Genomic DNA, 20,512 nt, shown 5'->3' on the forward strand with positions numbered 1-20,512 from the left:
GTTGCCGGCTTATTTCGTTCCATCGTTGAGCAACTGCCTCAGTCGTCGGCGACGACGATATCCATTGGACGGTTCAGCACCTTGCCGAGCAGGGCCATGCGCTTGTCGGGCCGCTCGCCCATCAGGTCGGCGTGGCTCTTCGGGATGACCAGTGACAGCTTCCGGCCCTCGCCCTTCCGCCACTTGAGCTTTGGGATGATGCCGGGCATCGAGGCCGAGAACAGGTAGACGACGCGCAGCAGTGCGCCGAGGATGCGGGCGCGTTCGAGATAGAGCGGCCCGGCAAGCGAACGCATCACCGGCGAGACGTCATCTTCGTAGATGCCCTCGTGGCGGAACAGGCTGGTCAGCGCGATGAAGGCGCGGCCCGGGTGATCGACGCCGATGAACGAGCCGTGGGCGATGATATTGAGCGACTGCGTGCCGCGATAGTCGGGGTGAGCGCGCCAGCCGATATCGGTGAGCAGACAGGCGGCGCGGCGGTAGCGCGCTTCCTCCACCGTCTCCTCGATGCCGAAGGCCTCAAAGGCCTCGCCGGTCCAGGCCTCCAGCTCGCGGCAGTGCGTAACCGAGCGCGCACGCAGGATGGCGAGTTCCTCTGCGGCGGAAATCAGCGGGTCCTGCCGCTTCTGCTGCTCGTCGAGCAGCGAATAAAGATAGCCTTCGCGCACGCCGAGCGCTGACACCACCACCTTGCCAGGCTTCATCGCCTGGACGATTTCACGCAGCACGGCCGCGCCATAGGGCAACAGCGCGCGGCGCGACTTCGAGATGCGCTCGACGCCCTTCATGCGCGAGATGTCACCGTCGATCACCTGACGCAGGAAGCTTCCCAGCTTGTCCAGCTCGAACTCGTAATGGTGCATCACGTCGAGCGGGTAGCCCTGCGAGGTCATGTGCAGGCGAGCAAGGTTTCGCCAGGTGCCGCCAACGCAGTAGAAGGTGCGGCCCTTGCCCTCTTCCAGGAAGCTCGCACGCTTCAATTCAGTACGGGCGATGCTCATCGCCCGCGAAGTCGAGCCCTTCGCCATTTCTTGCAGCCGCAGGCCGCCGAGTGGCAGCGTGATGCCCTCCCCGATCTCCTCGCCCTTGATGTCGACCAGCTCGAGGCTGCCGCCGCCGAGGTCACCAGAGATGCCATCGGGATCATGGAAGGCAGAGATGATGCCGAGGCCGGCGTAGGTTGCCTCCTCGCGGCCGGTGAGGACACGGATCGGTACGCGAAACACGTCCTCGGCGCGGCGGATGAAGTCGGGGCCATTCTCGGCCTCGCGCGCCGCCGCCGTCGCGATCACGTGCAGCGATTGCGCCCCGGCCTGCTCTGACAGCGCCCGAAAGCGTCGGAACTCTTCCAGCGCCATATCGACCGCCTTCGGGTCGAGCTTGCCGGTGGAGTAGATTCCGCGGCCGAGGCCCGCCAGCATCTTCTCGTTGAACAAGATGGTCGGGGATCGGGCGGTCCCCTCGTAGATGACGAGGCGGATCGAGTTCGATCCAATGTCCACGATGGACAAAGGCCGGCGATCTGGAAGCCGGCCCTGCGATACAGAGATCATGCTGAGGTTGCCACGCTGGCTTTCTTGCGGCGCTTGTACTGCGCGATGCGCTGTGGCGCATGAGATTTCAGGGCATCACCACGACCCGAAAGGCTCGGATTGGTCATGAAATACTCCTGCGCGTTGAAAGGCTCTTCGCCTTCCTCGGGCACGATCCGCCGCGAGGTCCCGTCCGCCAGTACCTCGAAACTTTGCTGGTTGTCCATAATATTGCCCAGCATGATCTGGCCAAGCACCTGCTCGTGGACGGTCGGATTCGTGATTGGGACCAGCGTCTCGACGCGGCGATCGAGATTGCGCGGCATCATGTCGGCCGAGCCGATGTAGACGATGGCCTCGTCCGACGGCAGCCCGCTGCCGTTGCCGAAGCAGTAGATGCGGCTGTGCTCGAGGAAGCGGCCGACGATCGATTTCACGCGGATGTTTTCCGAAAGGCCCGGCACCTGCGGCCGCAGGCAGCAGATGCCGCGCACCACGAGGTCGATTTCGACCCCGGCGCGGCTTGCTTCGTAGAGCGCGTCGATGACGATCGGGTCGACCAGCGAGTTCATCTTCATCCAGATCTGGCCGGGCTTACCCTCCTGTACGAAGCGAACTTCATCTTCGATGTGCTTAAGAATGCGGCTGCGCAGGCCAAAGGGTGAGATCGCCAGCCGCATCTCGCCGGTAGGCTCAGCATAGCCGGTGATGAAGTTGAAGATCTGGGCGACGTCGCGGGCGATCACCGAGTCCGAGGTGAAGAACGACAGGTCCGTATAGATACGCGCGGTGATCGGATGGTAGTTGCCGGTGCCGAGGTGGACGTAGTTGCGCAGCTTGCCGTCCTCGCGGCGCACCACCAGCGACATCTTGGCGTGGGTCTTCAGTTCCAGGAAGCCGAACACGACCTGCACGCCGGCGCGCTCCAGGTCCCTCGCCCAGCGAATGTTGGCTTCCTCGTCGAAGCGGGCCTTGAGCTCGACCAGGGCCGTCACCGACTTGCCCGACTCCGCAGCCTCGATCAGCGCGCGCACGATCGGGCTGTCGTTCGAGGTGCGGTACAGCGTTTGCTTGATCGCGACCACGTCGGGATCAAAGGCAGCCTGGCGCAGGAATTGCACCACGGCGTCGAACGACTCGTAGGGGTGGTGGACGATGATGTCCTTCTCACGGATCGCCGAGAAACAGTCGCCGCCGTGTTCGCGGATGCGCTCGGGGAAGCGCGGATTGTAGGGCGTGAACTTCAGCTCATCGCGCGGCAGCGAAACCAGTTCAGAGACCTGATTGACCGCAAGTGGCCGCTGCAAAATCGAAATGCGCGACGCCGGCACCTCAAGCTCGGTCGCCACGAATTCGCGCAGCGCCCCGGGCATCTTGTCGTCGAACTCGATGCGGATCACCTGGCCGCGCCGGCGGCGCTTCAGCGCACTCTCGAACAGGCGCACCAGGTCCTCGGCCTCTTCCTCGACTTCGATATCCGAGTCACGGATGATGCGGAACGTGCCCGATCCCTCGACCTCGTAGCCGGGGAACAGCTTGCCGATGAAGAGCGCGACCACCTCTTCCAACTTGATGAAGCGGACGCACGAGCCGTTGCCCGGAATGAGGATATAGCGACGCAGTGCCGTGGGAAGACGCAGCAGCGCCGTCATCTGCTCGCGGTTGCGCAGGTGGCGCAGCTGCAATGCGATCGAGAAGCCCAGGTTCGGAATGAACGGGAATGGATGCGCCGGGTCGATCGACAGCGGCGTGAGCACCGGGAAGATCGCTTCCATGAAATGGGCGTCGAGCCACTCCAGCTCTTCGCGCTCGAGATTTTCGGCGCGGATGACCTCGATCCCCTCCTGCCGCAGCAGCTCGGTCAGATGGGCATAGGCGCGCTGCTGGTCCTCCTGCAGCCTCGCGACCTCGAAAAGCAGCAGTTCCAGCTGCTGCTCCGGCGTGCGCCCGTCCGGGCTCTTGATGGCGATGCCCTGCCGGACCTGGCCGGCAAGGCCCGCCACGCGCACCATGAAGAACTCGTCGAGGTTATCGGCGGAGATCGACAGGAAGCGGACACGCTCAAGGAGCGGATGATTCGGGTTCTCCGCCTCGCTCAGTACGCGCCGGTTGAACTGCAGCCACGAGAATTCACGATTGACGAAACGATCAGGGTTGCCGTCGGGCGACGCCGACAGGGCCTGTATCTCGCCAGTGAATTCACTTGTCGCGGGCTTGAGCTCGTTCATTGTCCTGTTTTTCCCCTGCCGCAGGCAAACGGCATGCTGCCAGCTTAGCTTCTGGCAGGCATTTGCGACAGTTTGATATCATCAACTTGCAAAGACCACGTTTATGCGGCAAACGCTCTCGCAGGCGCAATCGGCATAGGAATCCGGGAGCATCTCATGGCTGGCCACGCGGTACCGCATTTCCAGAACGACGCAGGTCATCCCGCGATCGCGATTGGGGTGAAGGAGTTCATGTGCGTTGGGGCTAACCCGCCCTTCGACCACCCGCACATCTTCCTCGACATGGGCGACGAGTCCGAAAAGATCTGCCCGTACTGCTCGACGCTGTACCGCTACGATCCGAAGCTTAAGGCTGACGAGACCAACCCGGCCGGCGCTCTTTACCACCCCAACGCAGCCTGACCGATAGAAGATGCCCGAAGCGGGGCAAATCGCGATAGCAGGAGCCGGCATCGCCGGCCTCACCTGTGCGCTCGCGATGGCTCGGGCTGGCTACAAGGTCACGATCTATGAGCGCGCCCCGCAACTGCAGGAAGTCGGCGCTGGACTGCAGCTGTCTCCCAATGCCACCCGCATCCTGCGTGAGCTTGGCGTTCTCGACCGTCTTCTCCCGCATGCCGTCCGCCCGAGCGAAATTGCTATCCGCCGGGCTGACAGCCTCCGGCTGCTCTCCTCGGTAGAGCTTGGCCAGTTCGCCCTGGACCGCTGGGGCGCTCCATACCTCACCATCCATCGCGCTGACCTGCAGAAGGCGCTGCTCGCGGCCGCGTTGGAGAATCCGTCGATCACTGTGGTGACCGGCGCGCGCGTCGAGCGTGTCTCGACCGCCAAGGGGAACTGTTCTCTCACCATCGCCGGAGCGGATCACCATTTTGAAGCTACCAGCGACCTCGTCGTCGGCGCCGATGGCGTCTGGTCGACGGTGCGCGGCCTGTTCGGCAAGGGCATCGGCAGCTTCTACACCGGCTACATCGCCTGGCGCACCACGGTGGGCGATGGCGGCAAGCTCGTGCCCATCGACCGCGTTACGACCTTCCTCCACCGCAACTTCCATCTGGTCGCCTACCCGATCCGCGCCGGCAAGGAGATCAATCTGGTCGCTGTCACGCCGGGCCTCGCTGAGGCGATGTCGTGGTCGAACGACTCCACCTCCGCACGCCTTGAAGTGGCGATGGCGGGCGCCGATCCCGCTCTGCTCGTTTTGGTCCGACAGGCACAGCGCTGGACCACCTGGCCGATCCACGAGGTGCCTCCAGCAACGCCGTGGACCTTTGCAGGCAAGGTGGCACTGATCGGCGACGCAGCTCACGCCGTCAGCCCCTATGCAGCGCAGGGGGCAGCCATGGCCATCGAGGACGCGCAGGCGCTTGCCGACCAGCTGAAGGCGCATCCGGACATCGCCGCTGCGCTCACCGCCTATGAGGCGCAACGCAAGCCGCGCCTGCGCCGAGTTGCCAGCCGCGGCAGGTTCAACCGCTTCGCGTGGCATGCCTCCGGGCCAATCGCGCTCGGCCGCGACATCGTGCTTTCGCGGCGCACTCCGCAGCAGCTCGCCACCGGCTTCGACTGGCTCTACGGCTACACCCAGCACTAAGAGCGGCCCTGCCCGTCTGGGTCAGGACCGCCTGATGAAACGAAGACGGGAAGGTTTCCGTTCGTCCGCCTTCAAACGATTGTCAGTGCAGGATCTGCGACAGGAACAGCTTGGTGCGTTCGTGACGCGGATTGTCGAAGAACTCGGCCGGCGTGTTCTGCTCGACGATCTGACCCTGGTCCATGAAGATGACGCGGTTGGCGACCTGACGGGCGAAACCCATCTCGTGGGTCACACAGATCATTGTCATGCCTTCCTCGGCGAGGCTGACCATCGTCTCCAGCACTTCCTTGATCATCTCCGGGTCGAGCGCCGAGGTCGGCTCGTCGAACAGCATGATACGTGGGTTCATGCAGAGCGAGCGAGCGATCGCCACGCGCTGCTGCTGGCCGCCCGACAGCTGGCCCGGATATTTGTGCGCCTGCTCCGGGATTTTGACGCGGGTGAGGAAATGCATCGCGATTTCCTCGGCCTGCTTCTTCGGCATCTTGCGTACCCAAATCGGCGCCAGGGTGCAGTTTTCCAGGATCGTCAGATGCGGGAAGAGGTTGAAGTGCTGGAAGACCATGCCGACCTCGCGCCGCACCTCGTCGATCTTCTTGAGATCGTTGGTGAGCTCGATGCCGTCGACGATGATCTTGCCCTTCTGGTGCTCCTCAAGGCGGTTGATGCAGCGGATCATCGTCGACTTGCCGGAGCCCGACGGGCCGGCCACGACGATGCGCTCGCCGCGCATCACCTTGAGGTTGATGTCCTTGAGTACGTGGAAGTCACCGTACCACTTGTGCATGCCGATGATTTCGATGGCGACGTCCGTGTCCGACACCTTCATCTTGGAGCGGTCGACGGCGATCTCGTTCGCGGCAACAGCGTTTTCAGTGGCCATTTTCTGTTCCCCTGTGGCTCTTCGGCCTTGTCTTGTGTTTGTTACGGGAGGTCGTGTTCATCGACGGTATCCGGTGTCAAGCCGCCGCTCCATCCAGATCGAGTAGCGGGACATGCCGAAACAGAAGATCCAGAAGACGGCGCCGGCGAAGATCAGCCCCGACATCGGCGTTTGCGGGGATGCCCAGGCGGCGTCGGTGAAGTTCTGGCGCACGATGCCCAGAAGATCAAACATGCCGATGATGTAGACCAGGCTCGTGTCCTTGAAGAGGCTGATGAAGCTGTTGACGATGCCGGGGATGACCAGTTTCAGCGCCTGCGGCAGGATGATCAGGCACATCTTCTGCCAGTAGCTGAGGCCGAGCGAATCCGCGCCCTCGTACTGCCCTTTCGGGATCGCCTGCAGGCCGCCGCGCACCACCTCCGCCATGTAGGCTGACGCAAACAGGGCGACACCCACCAGAGCGCGCAGGAACCGGTCGAAGGTCATGCCCGCCGGCATGAACAACGGCAGCATCACCGATGCCATGAACAGCACGGTCACCAGCGGCACGCCGCGCACCAACTCAATGAAGATGACGCAGATCATCTTGATCGCCGGCATCTTGGATCGTCGTCCCAGCGCCAGCACGATGCCAAGCGGGAGCGACACTGCAATGCCGACGACCGACAGCACGATCGTCACCAGCAGCCCGCCCCATTCCGAGGTCGGCACATAGCGCAGGCCGAAATAGCCGCCGACCAGCAGGAAGAAGGCGACGATCGGGAAGACGACAAACAGCAGCAGCGCGTTGAGGGCCTTGTAGGGTACGCGCGGGATCAGCAGCGGCACCAGCAGCAGCACGAACATGATCGCGGTGAGATCGACGCGCCAGCGCTCGCTGTAGGTGTAGCGGCCGTACATGAACTGGGCGAACTTCGCGTTGACGAACGCCCAGCACGCACCGGACCAGCCGTCCGGCTGGACGCCGCCCTGTGAGACCGTGGCGCAGACGGTACGGTCGGGTCCCGACCATACGGCATCGATGAACGCCCAGCGCAGCATATTCGGCACGAACCAGACGATCAGGAACAGGCCCAGCAGCGTGAGTACCGTGTCCATCGGCGACGCAAACAGGTTGGCGCGCAGCCAGGCGCCAAAACCGCGGGCCCGCGAGGGGGCCGGCTGCGGCCCCAGCATTTCGGTGCGGACGTAGGAAAGATCAGCGCTCGTCATCTTATCTCTCCACCAGCGCCATCTTGGCGTTGAACCAGTTCATGAAGGCTGCGGTCGACAGGCTGAGCCCGAGATAGATGACCATCCAGATGGCCACGACCTCGATCGCCTGGCCGGTCTGATTCATCGTCGTCTGGCCGATCTGCACGAGGTCTGGGTAGCCGACGAAGACGGCGAGCGACGAGTTCTTTGTCAGATTGAGATACTGGCTGGTAAGCGGCGGGATGATGATGCGCATCGCCTGCGGGATCACCACCAGCCTGAGCGTCAGGCCGGAACGCAGACCCAACGCATAGGAGGCTTCCGTCTGCCCGCGATTGACGCCGAGGATGCCGGCACGCACGATCTCGGCAATGAACGAGGCGGTGTAGAAGGACAGCGCCAGGTACAGCGACAGGAACTCGGGCTTCACCTGGAAGCCGCCGCTGAGGTTGAAGGTGCCCTTCTGCGGGAACTCAAAACTGACCGGGATGCCGAGCAGCAACGTCACCAGCAGCGGCAGGCCGATGATGAGGCCGAGCGATGTTGCAAGCCGCGGAAACGGCTGGCCCGTCTGCATCTGCCGCCGGTAGGCCCAGCGGTTGAGGATGAAGGCGACGACGATGCCGACGACGAGTGCGGCCGGAATGAGCCACGCACTCTCTTCCCAGATGGCCTTCGGCAGGAAGAAGCCACGGTTGTTGAGATAGGACGAGAATGGCAGCTCAAGACTATCGCGCGGCCCGGGCAGCACCGACAGCACACCGAGATACCAGAAAAAGATGACGAGCAGCGGCGGGATGTTGCGGAACACCTCGACATAGACGGTGCAGATCTTGGCGATGAGCCAGTTGCCCGACAGCCGGCCGACGCCGACAAGAAAGCCGATGATGGTTGCGGTGATGATGCCGCAAACGGCGACAAGGATCGTGTTCAGCAGGCCAACGATCAGCGCGCTGCGGAAGGATGAGTCCGCCGTGTACTGGATCAGTGACTGCGAGACGTCAAAACCGCTACGGCGATCAAGGAAGCCAAAGCCGGACGAAATGTTCGCTCGGCGGAGATTGTCTACCGTATTTCCCCAAATCCAGTAGACCGCCGCGGCCAGAATGACCACGACAAGTACCTGGAAGATGATCCCGCGAATCCGCGGATCGTTCTTCCACGAGACGCGTGCTGACGTGTCAGCGCGCAGCACCTCAGTCGATGCCATGTGGTTCCCCTTGGTTCGGTGCGGGGACGTACGTAGCGTCTCCGTCATTCCCGATAATTTCCAGAGCCGGTACTCACCTCGCAAAGATCAAGGCGTGCATATGCACCGGGCACCAAGAAAAGCGGCTGCCGGGGTTGCCGGCAGCCGGAGCAAATTTCTTAGCGGAGCGGCGGAGCGTACTGCAGGCCGCCCTTGGTCCAGAGTTGGTTCAGGCCGCGGGCGATCTTGAGTGGGCTCTCCTGGCCGATGTTACGCTCGAACATCTCGCCATAGTTGCCGACGCCGGCGACCACTTTCACGACCCAGTCGTTTTCGAGGCCGAGCATCGCGCCAATCTTGGATTCCGGCTCCTGGCCGAGGATGCGCTTGATCTCCGGATTGTCGGAGCCCTTCATTTCCTCGACGTTGGCCTGGGTGATGCCGAGTTCCTCGGCCTGGATCAGCGCAAAGAGAGTCCACTTGACGATGTCGAACCACTGGTCGTCACCCTGGCGGACGAGCGGGCCGAGCGGCTCCTTGGAGATGATCTCCGGAAGAACCACGTGCTCATCCGGGTTGGCGAGCGTCAGACGGAGCGCATACAGACCGGACTGGTCGGTGGTGTAGGCGTCGCAGCGACCAGCCTCATAAGCGGCATTGGTCTCGTCGAAGCCCTGGAACACGACCGGGTTGTATTCCATGTTGTTGGCACGGAAGTAGTCGGCGAGGTTGAGCTCGGTCGTCGTGCCGGTCTGCACGCAGATCGCGGCGCCCGAAAGCTGCAGCGCGGAGTTGATGCCCGGGAGCTTCGCCGCGTTGATCATGAAGCCCTGGCCGTCATAGTAGTTGACGCCAGTGAAGTTGAAGCCGAGCGACGTGTCGCGGCTCAGCGTCCAGGTCGTGTTGCGCGCGAGCAGGTCGATTTCACCCGACTGCAGCGCGGTGAACCGCTCGGTCGCGTTGGTCGTGGTGAACTTCACCTTCTCCGGATCCCCGAAGACGGCGGCAGCAACGGCCTTGCAGAAGTCCGAGTCGAAGCCCTTCCAGTTGCCCTGATCGTCGGGGGCAGCAAAACCGGCAAGGCCGGTGTGGACGCCGCACTGGACAAACCCCTTGGCCTTCACGTCGTCGAGCGTCGCCGCCGACCCGGCCGCAGCCGACATCAGCACCATCGCAGCCGATCCGAGAATTCCGGTCACAAACTTTTTCATGCCCACATACCCTTTTCTAATTTTTGTCGGGGTGCGTGTCCCCTTGTGGTTCCTGCGGAAGCAGTGGCAGCCCTGTCAACAGCCTGAGGTCGCCTGAGAGCTTGAGGCCCTGTCGTCCCGCCTCCCATTACGCGGCCATCGAAAGCGATTATTGACCATCGGTCAAGTGCGAATGAAACAGCGGGAAGAATTGCCCAAAATTGATGCACCTCACACCATCTTTCGTGCATGTAGAGCCAATGAGTGAGCAAAAAAAATGTAGTTTTCCGGCCAATTATCCGGAAAAACTTACATGGTTCGTCAGGAGCGCCACTCGGCACTCTGGCCCAATTTTTACGGGGCCGCTGCGTTGGTCTGCGATAGTTGCAGAAGCTGGCTGCAGTGGCTATCCCTCCCCTAAACGGATCGAGGACAGATGAGCAATTCAGGCCAGACCAAGAAGGGCATCCACACGCAGCTTGCCCATATCGGCAACAACCCGCGCGACTTTTACGGCTTCGTGAACCCGCCGGTCGTGCATGCCTCCACAGTGCTGTTTCCGGACGCAGCGACCATGGCGTCACGCAACCAGAAATATACCTACGGGACGCGCGGCACGCCGACGACCGACGCACTGGCCTCGGCCATGGACACGCTGGAAGGCTCGGCCGGAACCATCATCGTGCCGTCGGGTCTGGCGGCGGTCACGATCCCGATGCTGGCCTTCCTGTCGGCAGGCGATCATGTGCTGATCGTCGATTCCGTCTACCACCCGACCCGCCACTTCGCCGACATGATGCTGAAGCGCTTCGGTGTCGAGGTCGAATATTACGACCCGGCGATCGGCGGCGGCATCTCGGCACTGATAAAGGCCAACACCAAGGTCGTGTTCACCGAATCGCCCGGGTCCAACACCTTCGAGATCCAGGACATTCCCGCAATCGCACAGGCCGCGCATGCGCGCGGCGCGATCGTGATGATGGACAACACCTGGGCGACGCCGCTCTACTTCCGGCCTCTCGACCACGGCGTCGACGTCTCGATCCACGCGGCGACCAAGTATCCGGCCGGCCATTCGGACATCCTGTTAGGCACGGTGTCCGCCAACGAACGCTGCTGGAATCAGCTGCACGAGACCTTCGTTACCATGGGCTGCTGCGCGGCTCCCGACGATGTCTATCAGGTGCTGCGCGGCCTCCGGACCATGGGCGTGCGTCTCGAGCGCCACGAGAAGAACGCACTTGAGATAGCGCGCTGGCTGGAAGCACAGTCGGGCGTTGCGCAGGTGCTGCACCCTGCTCTCGAAAGCTTCCCGAGCCACGCGCTGTGGAAGCGCGACTTCAAGGGATCAAGCGGCATCTTCTCGATCGTTCTCAACGGCGGCGGCGAAAGGCAGGCGCACGCCTTCCTCGACGCGCTGAGGATCTTCGGCCTGGGCTATTCCTGGGGCGGGTTCGAGAGCCTTGCCGTGCATGTCTGGATCGGCGACCGCCTCGTTTCGAAGCGCAGCTACGGCGGCCCGATCATCCGCCTGCAGATCGGCCTCGAGGACGTCGAGGACCTGAAGCAGGATCTGACCAACGCGCTGGCGGCGGCGGCATCAGCCTGAGTCAGCCGCTGCAACGCCTGACGACCCGAATCGAAAAAGCCGCCGATCTTCCGGCGGCTTTTTCTTTCCACTCAAAGACCTGCGTCGTTCAGGTAACAATCAGATTCAGGGACGGAATGCGGCTGAGCAGGCTCTTGTCGGTGTTGAGCACATATTCGAGGTTCTGACGCGCGACGCGCGCATGTTCGCGCGCGATTGCTTCGGCGCGCGCGCCCTCGCGCATCTCAATTGCCTGAACGATGGAGCGGTGCTGCTCCTGACCGCCGATGAGCGAGCGGCGGAAGACGACGAACGCCTCCTCAGTCTCCAGAAACGCGCTGGGCGAGGCGAACGGCAGGCTGGTCGCGCGCTCGATCTCGCGGCGCAGGGTCTCGCTTCCGGCAAGCATCGACAGCAACCGGTGAAACTCGGCATTGAGTTCCACGTAGCGTTCGAAATTGATCTTGGCAGGGTCCGGATTGATTGTTGCGTCCAGCGCCTCCACCACCTTGCTGATCTCGATCAGCTTACGCGGTTCGACGCCGCGCTCAGCCGCAAGGCGCGCTGCCGTGCCTTCGAGCACGCCGCGTATCTCAATGGAATCGATAACTTCGTCGGCGGAAAAGCCGCGTGCGATATAGCCGCCGGACGGAATTCGTTCGAGCAGCCCTTCCTGCTCAAGGCGCGCCAGAGCGGCGCGAATAGGTGTTCGGGAAATTCCAAGGCGCTCCGAAAGAGGAACTTCGGACAGGCGCTCCCCACGAGCAATCACGCCACCCACGACCAGATTGCGGATACCCATCAGGGCCTTGAGCGTCTGGGAGGCTTCCTTGCGGTCGTTCATGTCCCTGGCCCGTATGTGGAGGTGGTGGCGGCCACTGCTGGCCGCCACCCTGGAATTGCGCTTAGCGCTTGGTGCGCCAGCTCTCTGCGTAGTTCTCGCGAGCGTCGCGAGCATACGGCGTCGGGGAGACGCGGACGCGGATCTCGGCCTGCTTGTGCTGCTCGGTCGAGGTCTTTGCGGTCGGCTCCGGCTCGCCCCACAGCATGGTGAGGACGTCGCCTTCCTGGATGTCCGCATCGACGACACCCAGCGAGAGCACGCAGCGCTCGTTGAAGGAGTAGCCGTTGAACATCGACATACCGACCATCTTGCCGTTGTGCAGGATCATGTCGGCCGAGGACGAAGCGTAGTTCGGCTGCGGGAAGTCGATCCACTTGTACGGCGTGCCCTGCTCGAAGGCCGAACCGATGACCTTGAGGACGTCCTCGCGGTTCCACTCGAAGGTGACCTTCTTGCGGTTCTTCTGTTCCTTCATCTTCAGGAGGGCTTCCTTACCGACGAAGTCGGACTTCTTCCAGCCGATGTAGAAGTCGTAGCCGAGTTCGAACGGATTGACGTAGTAGTCCTCGATGTTCGACGAAACGAACGAACCGCCGATCGTGCCGGTAGCTTCGTAGCTGTCGACGCCGAGCCACTCGCGGTAGGCCTTGAGCATGCCGTCGCCGGTGTAGATGCCCGGAAGCGGGGACGGAATCCAGCCCGACTCGAGGGTGTTGGTCGAGTAGGCGCGGCTGCCGCAGCGGACGAGATCCACGTTGGCGTCCTTGGCGGCCTGCATGATCTCGGACAGGATGTAGTTCTTGTCCTCGTACGGACCCCAGATCTCGAGGCCCGGAGCGCCCGACATGCCGTGACGCAGCGCCTGGACGCGGCGCGAGCCGATGTTGATCCAGTCGACGTGGAAGAACTTGATCTCCGGAAGCGGACCGCGGTTCAGCTTCTCGAGGATCTTGTTCGCCTCAGGACCCTGGATCTGGTAGCGGTAGTGCGTGCGCAGGACGCGCTCACCTTCCGGACGCGACGGCGAACGCGGGTCGTGCTTGATGCGCACATTCCACTTGCCGTAAGCGGCGCAGAACATCAGCCAGTTCGAGGTCGGAGCGCGACCGACGAGGATGAACTTGTCCTGGCGCTCACGGAAGATGATGTGGTCGCCGATGACGTGACCGGCCGGAGTGACCGGAACGTAGTGCTTCGCACGATTCAGGTCGAAGTTACCGAAGGCGTTGATGCCGTGATACGCAAGGAACTCCTCCGCCTGCGGACCCTCGACGATCAGTTCGTCCATGTGATGCGACTGATCGAAGAGCACGGCTGAATTGCGCCACGCCCACTGTTCGGTACGCCAGTTCGAGAATTCCGGCGCGACAACCGGGTAAACGTACGCACCGATGCGCGAATTGCGCAGGATGTCGACGGGATTACCCTTCTCCTGAATCAGGGCTTCAAGGCTGGTCGCTGACACTCTTCTTCCTCCATGAATGTGAGTATGTATACATACTGTATCGCACATTCGAAAAACGCAAGGCGGTTTGGAGGCGAAATCAGCAGTCAGCGTGAGAGAGCGTTGGATTCTGACTTCTTCGCGAGGAACTCGGTGCGGAAGAAAGGGGAAGAATTCGCGCCTAACCCATTGTTTCCAAAAAAGCACCCGTACGGATCGGCCGACTACGACTGCCGCCACAGTTCTGTGTACATCGCACGATCCCGCTCAGGTAACGAGCAGCGCGAGAGCCGGCATACGAGCCAAAAGATCCGGCTGGCCCGCCAAAAGGATGTCCAGATTGCGCCGGGGAGCGCGTGCATGCTCGCGTGCAATAGCTTCGGCCCGCGTCCCTTCACGCTTAACGATTGCATCAAGGAGGTCGCGATGCTGCTCCTGCGCGGGGCGCAATGAGAGTCGGAAAGCTTCGACGTCAGCATTGTTCGGCAGGAATGCGGAAGGTGACGCGAATGGCAGATGGGTAACGCGATCGATCTCCCGTCTCAGTACCTCGCTTCCCGCGAGAGAAGCCAGCTCGGTATGGAAACGCGCATTTAAGTCGCAATAGCCGTCAAAATCGACCTCCCCGGCGGTCGCACCGAAGCAGCCCTCCATCTCCTCAAGCGTCTCATGGATCTGCCGGAGCCGCGCTTCGCCCACGCCGCGCTCAGCTGCCAGGCGCGCGGCGGTTCCTTCCAGGACGCCACGCAATTCAATGGCATCCGCGACGTCGCTGAGGCTGAAGGTGCGAACGGTGAAGCCACCTCCCCGAACCCGCTCGAGCAGCCCCTCCTCGGCCAGCCTGAACATCGCCTCGCGTACCGGCGTGCGAGACACCTGCATGGATTCCGCCAGCGCCACCTCGAACAGGCGAGAACCTCCCTCGAACTCGCCATTCAGGATGCGCCTGCGCAACTCGATTGCCACACGAATCGCATGCGTACGGGTTGAACCCTGCTTCATGCCAACTGAAATCCTCCCCTTTCAGCTGTCGCAACTATACACGCCGCGCGCCCCGGCGCACCATGGCACCGGGAGATATTTGCGACTTTTGTATACACCGCAGGTTCAGCGATCTTCCAGGGTGTCCACTCGCGCCTGAACCTCTGTGTACGGTCGGGATTCCGGACCAGCCTGCTCGTGCTGGCGACAGTTTATACACATCCCCCTTGGCGAAATATCGATCCGTGTATACAGTCCGTATCGAGGAGCAGACGGGGGCTTAGGTTCGTCTGCAATTCGACAACCTAGGGAGGTTTTTCTAATGTTGACTAGACGCGTCACTCTTGCGCTTGGCGTTGCCCTGGCCATGTCGACGTCCGCACTCGCTCAGGAAACGGTCAAGATCGGCGTGATCCTGCCCTATTCCGGCCCGTTCGCCGACGCTGCCAACCAGCTGCAGGCCGGCATCGATCTCTACATTGCCAAGCATGGCGACACCGTTGCCGGCAAGAAGATCGAGCTGATCAAGAAGGACACCGGTGGTCCGAACGCCGATACCGCCCAGCGCGCGGCGCAGGAGCTCGTGGTCCGTGACGGCGCCGACATCATCGCAGGTTTCGCCCTGACGCCAGAAGCGCTCGGCGCGGCACCTGTCGCTGAGGAAGCGCAGAAGCTGATGGTCGTGATGAACGCTGCGACCTCGAACGTCACCGAGCAGTCGGAATATATCGTCCGCACCGGTGTGACGATCCCGCAGGTTAACTACGCGCTCGGCAAGTGGGCATTCGAGGAAGGCGGCGTGAAGCAGGCCTACACCCTCGTTTCCGACTACGGTCCGGGCCATGACGCGGAGAAGTCGTTCTCGGCCGGCTTTACTGAAGCAGGCGGCAAGATGCTCGGCTCCGACCGCACCCCGGTCGCGAATCCGGACTTCTCGGCCTTCGTGCAGCGCGTGAAGGATGCGAATCCGGAAGCCGTCTACATCTTCGTTCCGGGCGGCGCTCAGCCGGCAGCCATCGGCAAGGCACTTGCTGATCGCGGCCTGAACCCGCCGGCGACCAAGATCTTCGCGCAGGGCGAGCTGACCCATCCGGAAGCCCTCGAGAGCATGGGTGAGAATGCCCGCGGCATCATCACCACGTTCCACTACACGCTCGAGCGCGACGATCCGCTCAACAAGGAATTCGTCGATGGCTATACGGCTGCCAATAACGGCCGCCAGCCGGACCTGTTCTCGATTGGCGGTTACGACGGCATGCACCTCATCTATGAGGCGCTCAAGAAGACGAACGGCGACGCTTCCGGCGATGCGCTCCTCGAAGCTGCCAAGGGCATGTCCTGGGACAGCCCGCGCGGCCCGATGTCGATCGACCCGGAGACCCGCGACGTCGTCCAGACCGTTTACATCCGCGAAGTGCAGGAAGTTGACGGTAAGCTCCAGAACGTCGTGATCCACGAGATCCCGAACGTTAAGGATCCGCTCCACTAAAGACGAGCGCGGCAGGTCTGCCCTGCCCGCTTTACATTCTTCAATGTGCGAAGTCCGGAAGGCCTGCTCTTTCCGGACTTCGGCTATCAACCGCCGCGAAATCAACACGCGCTACGGGCCGATATGAGCAGTTTGATCATAATTCTGTTCGACGGTTTCGCCTTCGGGATGCTGCTATTCGTCCTGTCGGTGGGATTGTCGGTGACCCTGGGCCTGATGAATTTCATCAATCTGGCCCACGGAGCATTTGGCATGCTGGGCGGCTATGTCGCTGTCACAGTCATGCGCCAACTCGGTTTTCCATTCCTGCTGGCATTGCCCACGGCCTTTCTCGCCGCCGCGATCGTCAGCGTCATTTTCGAAAGACTGCTCTTCCGCCGACTTTACGGCGCGACCGAGCTCAACCAGGTGCTGTTCACGATCGGCGTCGTCTTCGTGGCGTCGGCTGTCGCGACCTATTTCTTCGGCACCGTGCAGCAGGTCCTTATCCTGCCTGAATGGCTGCGCGGATCGGTCGAGCTGTTCGGCATGCGCTTCGGCGTCTACCGCATCTTCCTGATCGTTATTTCGCTGATCGTGACCGGTGTGCTGGTCTTCGGCCTCGAGCGCACCCGGCTTGGCGCGCAGATCCGCGCCGCGGTTGACAACCAGCGCGCGGCCAAGGGGCTCGGCCTCGACGTCGAGAAGATCTTCGGCATCACCTTCGCGCTGGGCAGCGGCCTTGCCGGCCTCGGCGGCGCGCTTGCGGTGGAGATCGTCGGCCTCGACCCGTCGTTTGGCTTCCACTTCCTCGTCTACGTGCTGATCGTCGTCTCCGTGGGCGGCCTTGGCTCGATCACCGGCTCATTCGTGGGCGCCGCCCTTCTCGGCATCGGTGACGTCGCCGGCAAGTATTTCTGGCCGGAGATCGGCTCGTTCCTGATCTATATGCTGATGGTGGCGATCCTGTTCGTTCGCCCGCTCGGCCTGTTCGGAAAGCGGTGACCCGGACATGACTGACACGACCTTTACCCAGGCAACTGCACGCGGCTGGCTCCGCAGCCAGAGCCGCTGGTCTCCGTTCGAGATCATCTTCTGGCTGGCGCTGCTGCTGCCGTTCTTCCTGTTCCCGACCTACCTGCCTCTCGCCTCGCAGATCGCGATTGCAGCGCTGTTCGCTCTGTCGGTGGACCTGATCCTCGGCTATGCAGGCATCATCACGCTCGGCCATGCGATGTTCTTCGGCCTTGGCGCCTATTGTGCGGCGCTGCTTGGCAAGGCCGGCTGGGGCGAGCCGATTTCGGGGCTGCTGCTGTCCGGCCTGTTCGCCGGCATCATCGGCTTCATCGCCAGCTTCATCATCGTGCGCGTCCAGCACCTTGCGCTGCTGATGATCACGCTCGGCCTTGGCCTGCTGACACAGGAACTCGCGAACGCGCTGACCTGGCTTACCGGCGGCACGGACGGCCTGCGCATTCCGCGCACCTGGCCGATCTTCAACTATTTCCGCTTCGACCTGTGGGGTTACACCGGCTACGGCTATACGCTTGCGGTGCTGTTCATCTGCTTCCTGCTGAGCCGCCGCATCGTCAACTCGTCGTTCGGCCTCGCGCTGCGTGGCGTGCGCGAGAACATCAAGCGCATGCCGGCGATCGGCTCGGCCTACCAGTCGCACCAGCAGAAGATTTACGCGATCTCAGCCGCGATGGCGGGCATGGCCGGTGCGCTGCTCGCGCAGACCACCAGCACGGTGACGCTCGAGGTGCTGAGCTTCAACCGCTCGGCCGACGTGGTCGTCATGCTGATCCTCGGCGGCACGGGCCGCCTGTACGGCGCGATCGTTGGCGCGATCATCTTCCTCATCGCCCGCGACCAGCTCGCCGGCGTGAACCCCCAATACTGGTACTTCTGGATTGGCCTTCTGCTGATGGTAGTCGTTCTGTTCATGCCCAAGGGCATCCTCGGCTTCGTCAGCCGTCTGGCCGGAAGGCGCGACTAATGGCTGAAACCAAACCGATAGTCCTGCAGACTGAGGCGCTGACGAAGAATTTCGGCGCGCTTCAGGTCACCCGCAGCGTCTCGCTGAAACTTCCGCACGGCTGCCGCCACGCCCTGATCGGGCCGAACGGCGCCGGCAAGACCACGCTGATCAACCTGATCACCGGCCAGCTCAAGCCGGATTCGGGCCGCATCATCCTGGATGGCAACGACATCACCGATGCTCCGGTCGCGGCGCGCGTGCGTAAGGGCCTGACCCGCACGTTCCAGATCAACACGCTGTTCCCGGACCTCACGCCGCTTGAGGCAGTAACGCTCGCCGTATGCGAGCGCCAGAAGGTGACGGGCCAGTTCTGGCGCGGGCTGTCAGCGCAGCAGGAAGCAATCGACGAGGCCTACGACATCCTCGAAAAGCTGAAGCTCGGCGACGTTGCCACCCGTACGACCCGCACCCTCGCCTACGGTCGCCAGCGCCTGCTGGAGATCGCGCTCGCGCTTGCGACGCGCCCGAAGGTGCTGCTGCTCGACGAGCCGGCAGCGGGCGTTCCGAAGGACGAGAGCCAGATGCTCTTCTCCGTCATCTCCTCACTCCCCGAAGACATGTCGATCCTGTTCATCGAGCATGACATGGACATCGTCTTCCGCTTCGCCTCGCGCATCGTGGTGCTCGTCGCCGGTGGCCTGCTCGTCGAGGACACACCGGACGCCGTGCGTTCGGACGAGCGCGTACGTGAGGTTTATCTCGGGCAGGCACATCATGGCTGAGGCACTTCTTGAATTTCGTGACGTGCGCGCCGGATACGGCGAGGCCGTCGTCCTCGACAACGTCTCCTTCTCGCTTGCCGAGGGCGGCAGCATGACCGTGCTTGGCCGCAACGGCGTCGGCAAGACCACCCTGTTCCTGACGGCAATGGGCTTCGTGCGCGTCGCGCGCGGTTCCGTCTCCTACAAGGGACAGGACATCTCGCGTGTTGCCTCGTACAAGCGGGCTCGGCTAGGCGTCGGCTGGGTGCCGCAGGAGCGCGACATCTTCCCGTCGCTGACCGTCGAGGAGAACCTAACGGTGGCAGCGCGTCCGGGCCGCTGGGACCTCAACGCGGTCTATGGCCTCTTCCCTCGGCTGAAGGAACGGCGCACAAACATGGGCAACCAGCTGTCGGGCGGCGAGCAGCAGATGCTGACGATCGCCCGCACGCTGATGACCAATCCGGGCGTGCTGCTGCTCGATGAGCCGCTCGAGGGCCTCGCCCCCATCATCGTCGAGGAGCTGACGGCTGCGATTCGCAAGATGTCGGAAGCCGAGGGCATGGGACTGATGCTGGTCGAGCAGCACGCCGAGGTTGCGCTGGGACTGACGAAGGACGCGATCATCATCGAGCGCGGCAGCATTGCGCACGCAGCGCCCTCCGCGGAACTGCTCCAGGACCGCGCGACGCTCGATCGCTATCTTGGCCTCAAGCTCGGGGCGGGATAAAAGCTCGATCAGACTGGCTGATGTGAAAAAAGCCCTTGCTTCCCCGACGCCAAGAACCTAAGGAAGCCACGGCTCACAGCGGCCCGGAGTGTAGCGCAGCCTGGTAGCGCACCTGATTTGGGATCAGGGGGTCGCAGGTTCGAATCCTGCCACTCCGACCATCGATTTTCACGAGGTTTCCATGTCCGCTCGTATCTACAGCCCAGCCAAGACAGCAATGCAGTCCGGCAAGGCTAAGACGGGTCACTGGGTTCTCGAGTTTGAGCCGGAGCAGCCGCGCAAGATCGATCCTCTCATGGGCTACACCACTTCGGGTGACATGAAGAGCCAGATCCGGCTGACTTTCGCGACGAAGGAAGAAGCGATCGCCTACGCTCAGCGCAACGGCATTGCCTTCCGCGTCCAGGAACCGAAGGAACCCCGCCGCCGGCAGATGGCATACGCGGAAAACTTCCGCCACGATCGCAAGATGCCCTGGACCCACTAAGGTCCAGGCGGCTTGCGAGGGTCCCGTAGCTCAGCTGGATAGAGCACCGGCCTTCTAAGCCGATGGTCGCAGGTTCGAATCCTGCCGGGATCGCCACCTTCTCAAGTGTCCGACCCGGAGACATAGGTAACAGTTTGTCCCTAAGACATNGGTGACAACCTCGTGCCAAACGGGTTGTCGATTGTTTGCAGTGTCCTCTGTTCCAGGTCGATATATCCAAGATCATAGCGCAGGAAGCTGACGAGCCAAATGCCGTCATCGACTTCCTTAATTCCCAGCTTCTGTCCAGCCAGCACGGTGGAGATGTTGATCTTCTTGCGGTGAAGGCAAAGCCGGCCGCAATGGGTGACGATGGCGTCGCGGTCATGGAAGGGATAGTCGATTTCCGGCAGCCCCAGATAGGGACGCG

18 protein-coding genes, 2 tRNA genes and 1 pseudogene are annotated in these 20,512 nt (G+C 62.4%); 11 read left to right on the forward strand and 10 right to left on the reverse strand.

Annotated elements, in window-relative coordinates; genetic code table 11:
• Positions 1–38: 38 nt before the first annotated feature.
• Both ppx and L630_RS0108795 read right to left on the reverse strand, forming a co-directional pair.
• Entirely contained in the window at positions 39–1,556 is a 1,518-nt protein-coding gene (ppx, locus tag L630_RS0108790; protein ID WP_024847889.1) for an exopolyphosphatase, read from the reverse strand.
• Positions 1,553–3,763 carry an RNA degradosome polyphosphate kinase gene (locus L630_RS0108795; RefSeq protein WP_024847890.1) on the reverse strand — a complete coding sequence of 737 codons (2,211 nt, stop codon included), beginning with the start codon at positions 3,761–3,763 and terminating at the stop codon, positions 1,553–1,555. Before L630_RS0108795 ends, ppx begins: the two co-directional genes overlap by 4 nt.
• Before the next feature lie 156 nt (positions 3,764–3,919).
• Here L630_RS0108795 and L630_RS0108800 point away from each other — a divergent pair, with 156 nt between their 5' ends.
• Positions 3,920–4,165: a zinc-finger domain-containing protein gene (locus L630_RS0108800; RefSeq protein WP_024847891.1), complete on the forward strand. Its 246-nt coding sequence runs from the start codon at positions 3,920–3,922 to the stop codon at positions 4,163–4,165.
• Between the two features lie 10 nt (positions 4,166–4,175).
• The gene (locus L630_RS0108805; protein WP_024847892.1) at positions 4,176–5,357 is read left to right on the forward strand and encodes an FAD-dependent oxidoreductase; all 1,182 of its coding nucleotides are present in this window, start codon (positions 4,176–4,178) and stop codon (positions 5,355–5,357) included.
• Between the two features lie 82 nt (positions 5,358–5,439).
• Here the strand turns inward: L630_RS0108805 and L630_RS0108810 are convergent, their stop codons facing one another.
• The 4 genes from L630_RS0108810 to L630_RS0108825 form a co-directional block, all read right to left on the reverse strand.
• Entirely contained in the window at positions 5,440–6,243 is an 804-nt protein-coding gene (locus L630_RS0108810; RefSeq protein WP_024847893.1) for an amino acid ABC transporter ATP-binding protein, read from the reverse strand.
• A gap of 57 nt (positions 6,244–6,300) precedes the next feature.
• Entirely contained in the window at positions 6,301–7,458 is a 1,158-nt protein-coding gene (locus tag L630_RS0108815; protein ID WP_024847894.1) for an amino acid ABC transporter permease, read from the reverse strand.
• Position 7,459: 1 nt separating this feature from the next.
• Complete coding sequence (locus L630_RS0108820) at positions 7,460–8,650, reverse strand: amino acid ABC transporter permease (protein WP_024847895.1); 1,191 nt, start codon at positions 8,648–8,650, stop codon at positions 7,460–7,462.
• A 158-nt stretch (positions 8,651–8,808) separates the two neighbouring features.
• Positions 8,809–9,840, reverse strand: a complete 1,032-nt coding sequence (locus L630_RS0108825) for an amino acid ABC transporter substrate-binding protein (RefSeq protein WP_024847896.1) — start codon at positions 9,838–9,840, stop codon at positions 8,809–8,811.
• Between the two features lie 415 nt (positions 9,841–10,255).
• Between L630_RS0108825 and L630_RS0108830 the strand changes: the two genes are divergently transcribed.
• Positions 10,256–11,428, forward strand: coding sequence for a cystathionine beta-lyase (locus L630_RS0108830; RefSeq protein ID WP_024847897.1), 1,173 nt, complete (start codon positions 10,256–10,258; stop codon positions 11,426–11,428).
• Between the two features lie 88 nt (positions 11,429–11,516).
• Here the strand turns inward: L630_RS0108830 and L630_RS0108835 are convergent, their stop codons facing one another.
• The 3 genes from L630_RS0108835 to L630_RS0108845 form a co-directional block, all read right to left on the reverse strand.
• Positions 11,517–12,251: a GntR family transcriptional regulator gene (locus tag L630_RS0108835; RefSeq protein ID WP_024847898.1), complete on the reverse strand. Its 735-nt coding sequence runs from the start codon at positions 12,249–12,251 to the stop codon at positions 11,517–11,519.
• Between the two features lie 61 nt (positions 12,252–12,312).
• The gene (locus tag L630_RS0108840; RefSeq protein ID WP_024847899.1) at positions 12,313–13,716 is read right to left on the reverse strand and encodes an aminomethyltransferase family protein; all 1,404 of its coding nucleotides are present in this window, start codon (positions 13,714–13,716) and stop codon (positions 12,313–12,315) included.
• A 246-nt stretch (positions 13,717–13,962) separates the two neighbouring features.
• A complete protein-coding gene (locus L630_RS0108845; RefSeq protein WP_024847900.1) occupies positions 13,963–14,697 on the reverse strand; it encodes a GntR family transcriptional regulator in 735 nt (244 codons plus the stop codon).
• 301 nt (positions 14,698–14,998) lie between these two features.
• On the opposite strand from L630_RS0108845, the gene L630_RS0108850 reads away from it, so the two are divergent.
• From L630_RS0108850 to L630_RS0108885, 8 genes are all read left to right on the forward strand, one after another.
• Positions 14,999–16,165 carry an ABC transporter substrate-binding protein gene (locus L630_RS0108850; protein WP_024847901.1) on the forward strand — a complete coding sequence of 389 codons (1,167 nt, stop codon included), beginning with the start codon at positions 14,999–15,001 and terminating at the stop codon, positions 16,163–16,165.
• Positions 16,166–16,297: 132 nt separating this feature from the next.
• Entirely contained in the window at positions 16,298–17,149 is an 852-nt protein-coding gene (locus tag L630_RS0108855) for a branched-chain amino acid ABC transporter permease (RefSeq protein ID WP_198019539.1), read from the forward strand.
• Positions 17,150–17,156: 7 nt separating this feature from the next.
• Positions 17,157–18,143, forward strand: a complete 987-nt coding sequence (locus tag L630_RS21225; RefSeq protein WP_051473156.1) for a branched-chain amino acid ABC transporter permease — start codon at positions 17,157–17,159, stop codon at positions 18,141–18,143.
• On the forward strand, positions 18,143–18,907 hold the full coding sequence (locus L630_RS0108865; protein ID WP_034329746.1) for an ABC transporter ATP-binding protein: 765 nt from the start codon (positions 18,143–18,145) through the stop codon (positions 18,905–18,907). The genes L630_RS21225 and L630_RS0108865 overlap by 1 nt, the downstream gene beginning before the upstream one ends.
• Positions 18,900–19,616 (forward strand): ABC transporter ATP-binding protein, encoded by a 717-nt coding sequence (locus tag L630_RS0108870; RefSeq protein ID WP_024847904.1) that lies wholly within the window; start codon positions 18,900–18,902, stop codon positions 19,614–19,616. Before L630_RS0108865 ends, L630_RS0108870 begins: the two co-directional genes overlap by 8 nt.
• An 84-nt stretch (positions 19,617–19,700) precedes the next feature.
• A tRNA-Pro gene (locus L630_RS0108875) sits at positions 19,701–19,777 on the forward strand.
• Positions 19,778–19,797: 20 nt separating this feature from the next.
• Positions 19,798–20,103 carry an ETC complex I subunit gene (locus tag L630_RS0108880; protein ID WP_024847905.1) on the forward strand — a complete coding sequence of 102 codons (306 nt, stop codon included), beginning with the start codon at positions 19,798–19,800 and terminating at the stop codon, positions 20,101–20,103.
• Positions 20,104–20,122: 19 nt separating this feature from the next.
• Positions 20,123–20,199 (forward strand) — tRNA-Arg (locus L630_RS0108885).
• Positions 20,200–20,243: 44 nt separating this feature from the next.
• Here L630_RS0108885 and L630_RS21230 read toward each other — a convergent pair.
• Positions 20,244–20,512 (reverse strand): annotated as a pseudogene (locus tag L630_RS21230) (IS481 family transposase); the annotation flags it as partial.

The sequence above is a fragment of the Aminobacter sp. J41 genome (assembly GCF_000526635.1).
Lineage (GTDB): Bacteria > Pseudomonadota > Alphaproteobacteria > Rhizobiales > Rhizobiaceae > Aerobium.

Coding starts and splice junctions, on each gene's coding strand:
- ppx (WP_024847889.1), bottom strand. CDS start 1,556: ATGATCTCTGTATCGCAGGGCCGGCTTCCAGATCGCCGGCCTTTGTCC.
- L630_RS0108795 (WP_024847890.1), bottom strand. CDS start 3,763: ATGAACGAGCTCAAGCCCGCGACAAGTGAATTCACTGGCGAGATACAG.
- L630_RS0108800 (WP_024847891.1), top strand. CDS start 3,920: ATGGCTGGCCACGCGGTACCGCATTTCCAGAACGACGCAGGTCATCCC.
- L630_RS0108805 (WP_024847892.1), top strand. CDS start 4,176: ATGCCCGAAGCGGGGCAAATCGCGATAGCAGGAGCCGGCATCGCCGGC.
- L630_RS0108810 (WP_024847893.1), bottom strand. CDS start 6,243: ATGGCCACTGAAAACGCTGTTGCCGCGAACGAGATCGCCGTCGACCGC.
- L630_RS0108815 (WP_024847894.1), bottom strand. CDS start 7,458: ATGACGAGCGCTGATCTTTCCTACGTCCGCACCGAAATGCTGGGGCCG.
- L630_RS0108820 (WP_024847895.1), bottom strand. CDS start 8,650: ATGGCATCGACTGAGGTGCTGCGCGCTGACACGTCAGCACGCGTCTCG.
- L630_RS0108825 (WP_024847896.1), bottom strand. CDS start 9,840: ATGAAAAAGTTTGTGACCGGAATTCTCGGATCGGCTGCGATGGTGCTG.
- L630_RS0108830 (WP_024847897.1), top strand. CDS start 10,256: ATGAGCAATTCAGGCCAGACCAAGAAGGGCATCCACACGCAGCTTGCC.
- L630_RS0108835 (WP_024847898.1), bottom strand. CDS start 12,251: ATGAACGACCGCAAGGAAGCCTCCCAGACGCTCAAGGCCCTGATGGGT.
- L630_RS0108845 (WP_024847900.1), bottom strand. CDS start 14,697: ATGAAGCAGGGTTCAACCCGTACGCATGCGATTCGTGTGGCAATCGAG.
- L630_RS0108850 (WP_024847901.1), top strand. CDS start 14,999: ATGTTGACTAGACGCGTCACTCTTGCGCTTGGCGTTGCCCTGGCCATG.
- L630_RS21225 (WP_051473156.1), top strand. CDS start 17,157: ATGACTGACACGACCTTTACCCAGGCAACTGCACGCGGCTGGCTCCGC.
- L630_RS0108865 (WP_034329746.1), top strand. CDS start 18,143: ATGGCTGAAACCAAACCGATAGTCCTGCAGACTGAGGCGCTGACGAAG.
- L630_RS0108870 (WP_024847904.1), top strand. CDS start 18,900: ATGGCTGAGGCACTTCTTGAATTTCGTGACGTGCGCGCCGGATACGGC.
- L630_RS0108880 (WP_024847905.1), top strand. CDS start 19,798: ATGTCCGCTCGTATCTACAGCCCAGCCAAGACAGCAATGCAGTCCGGC.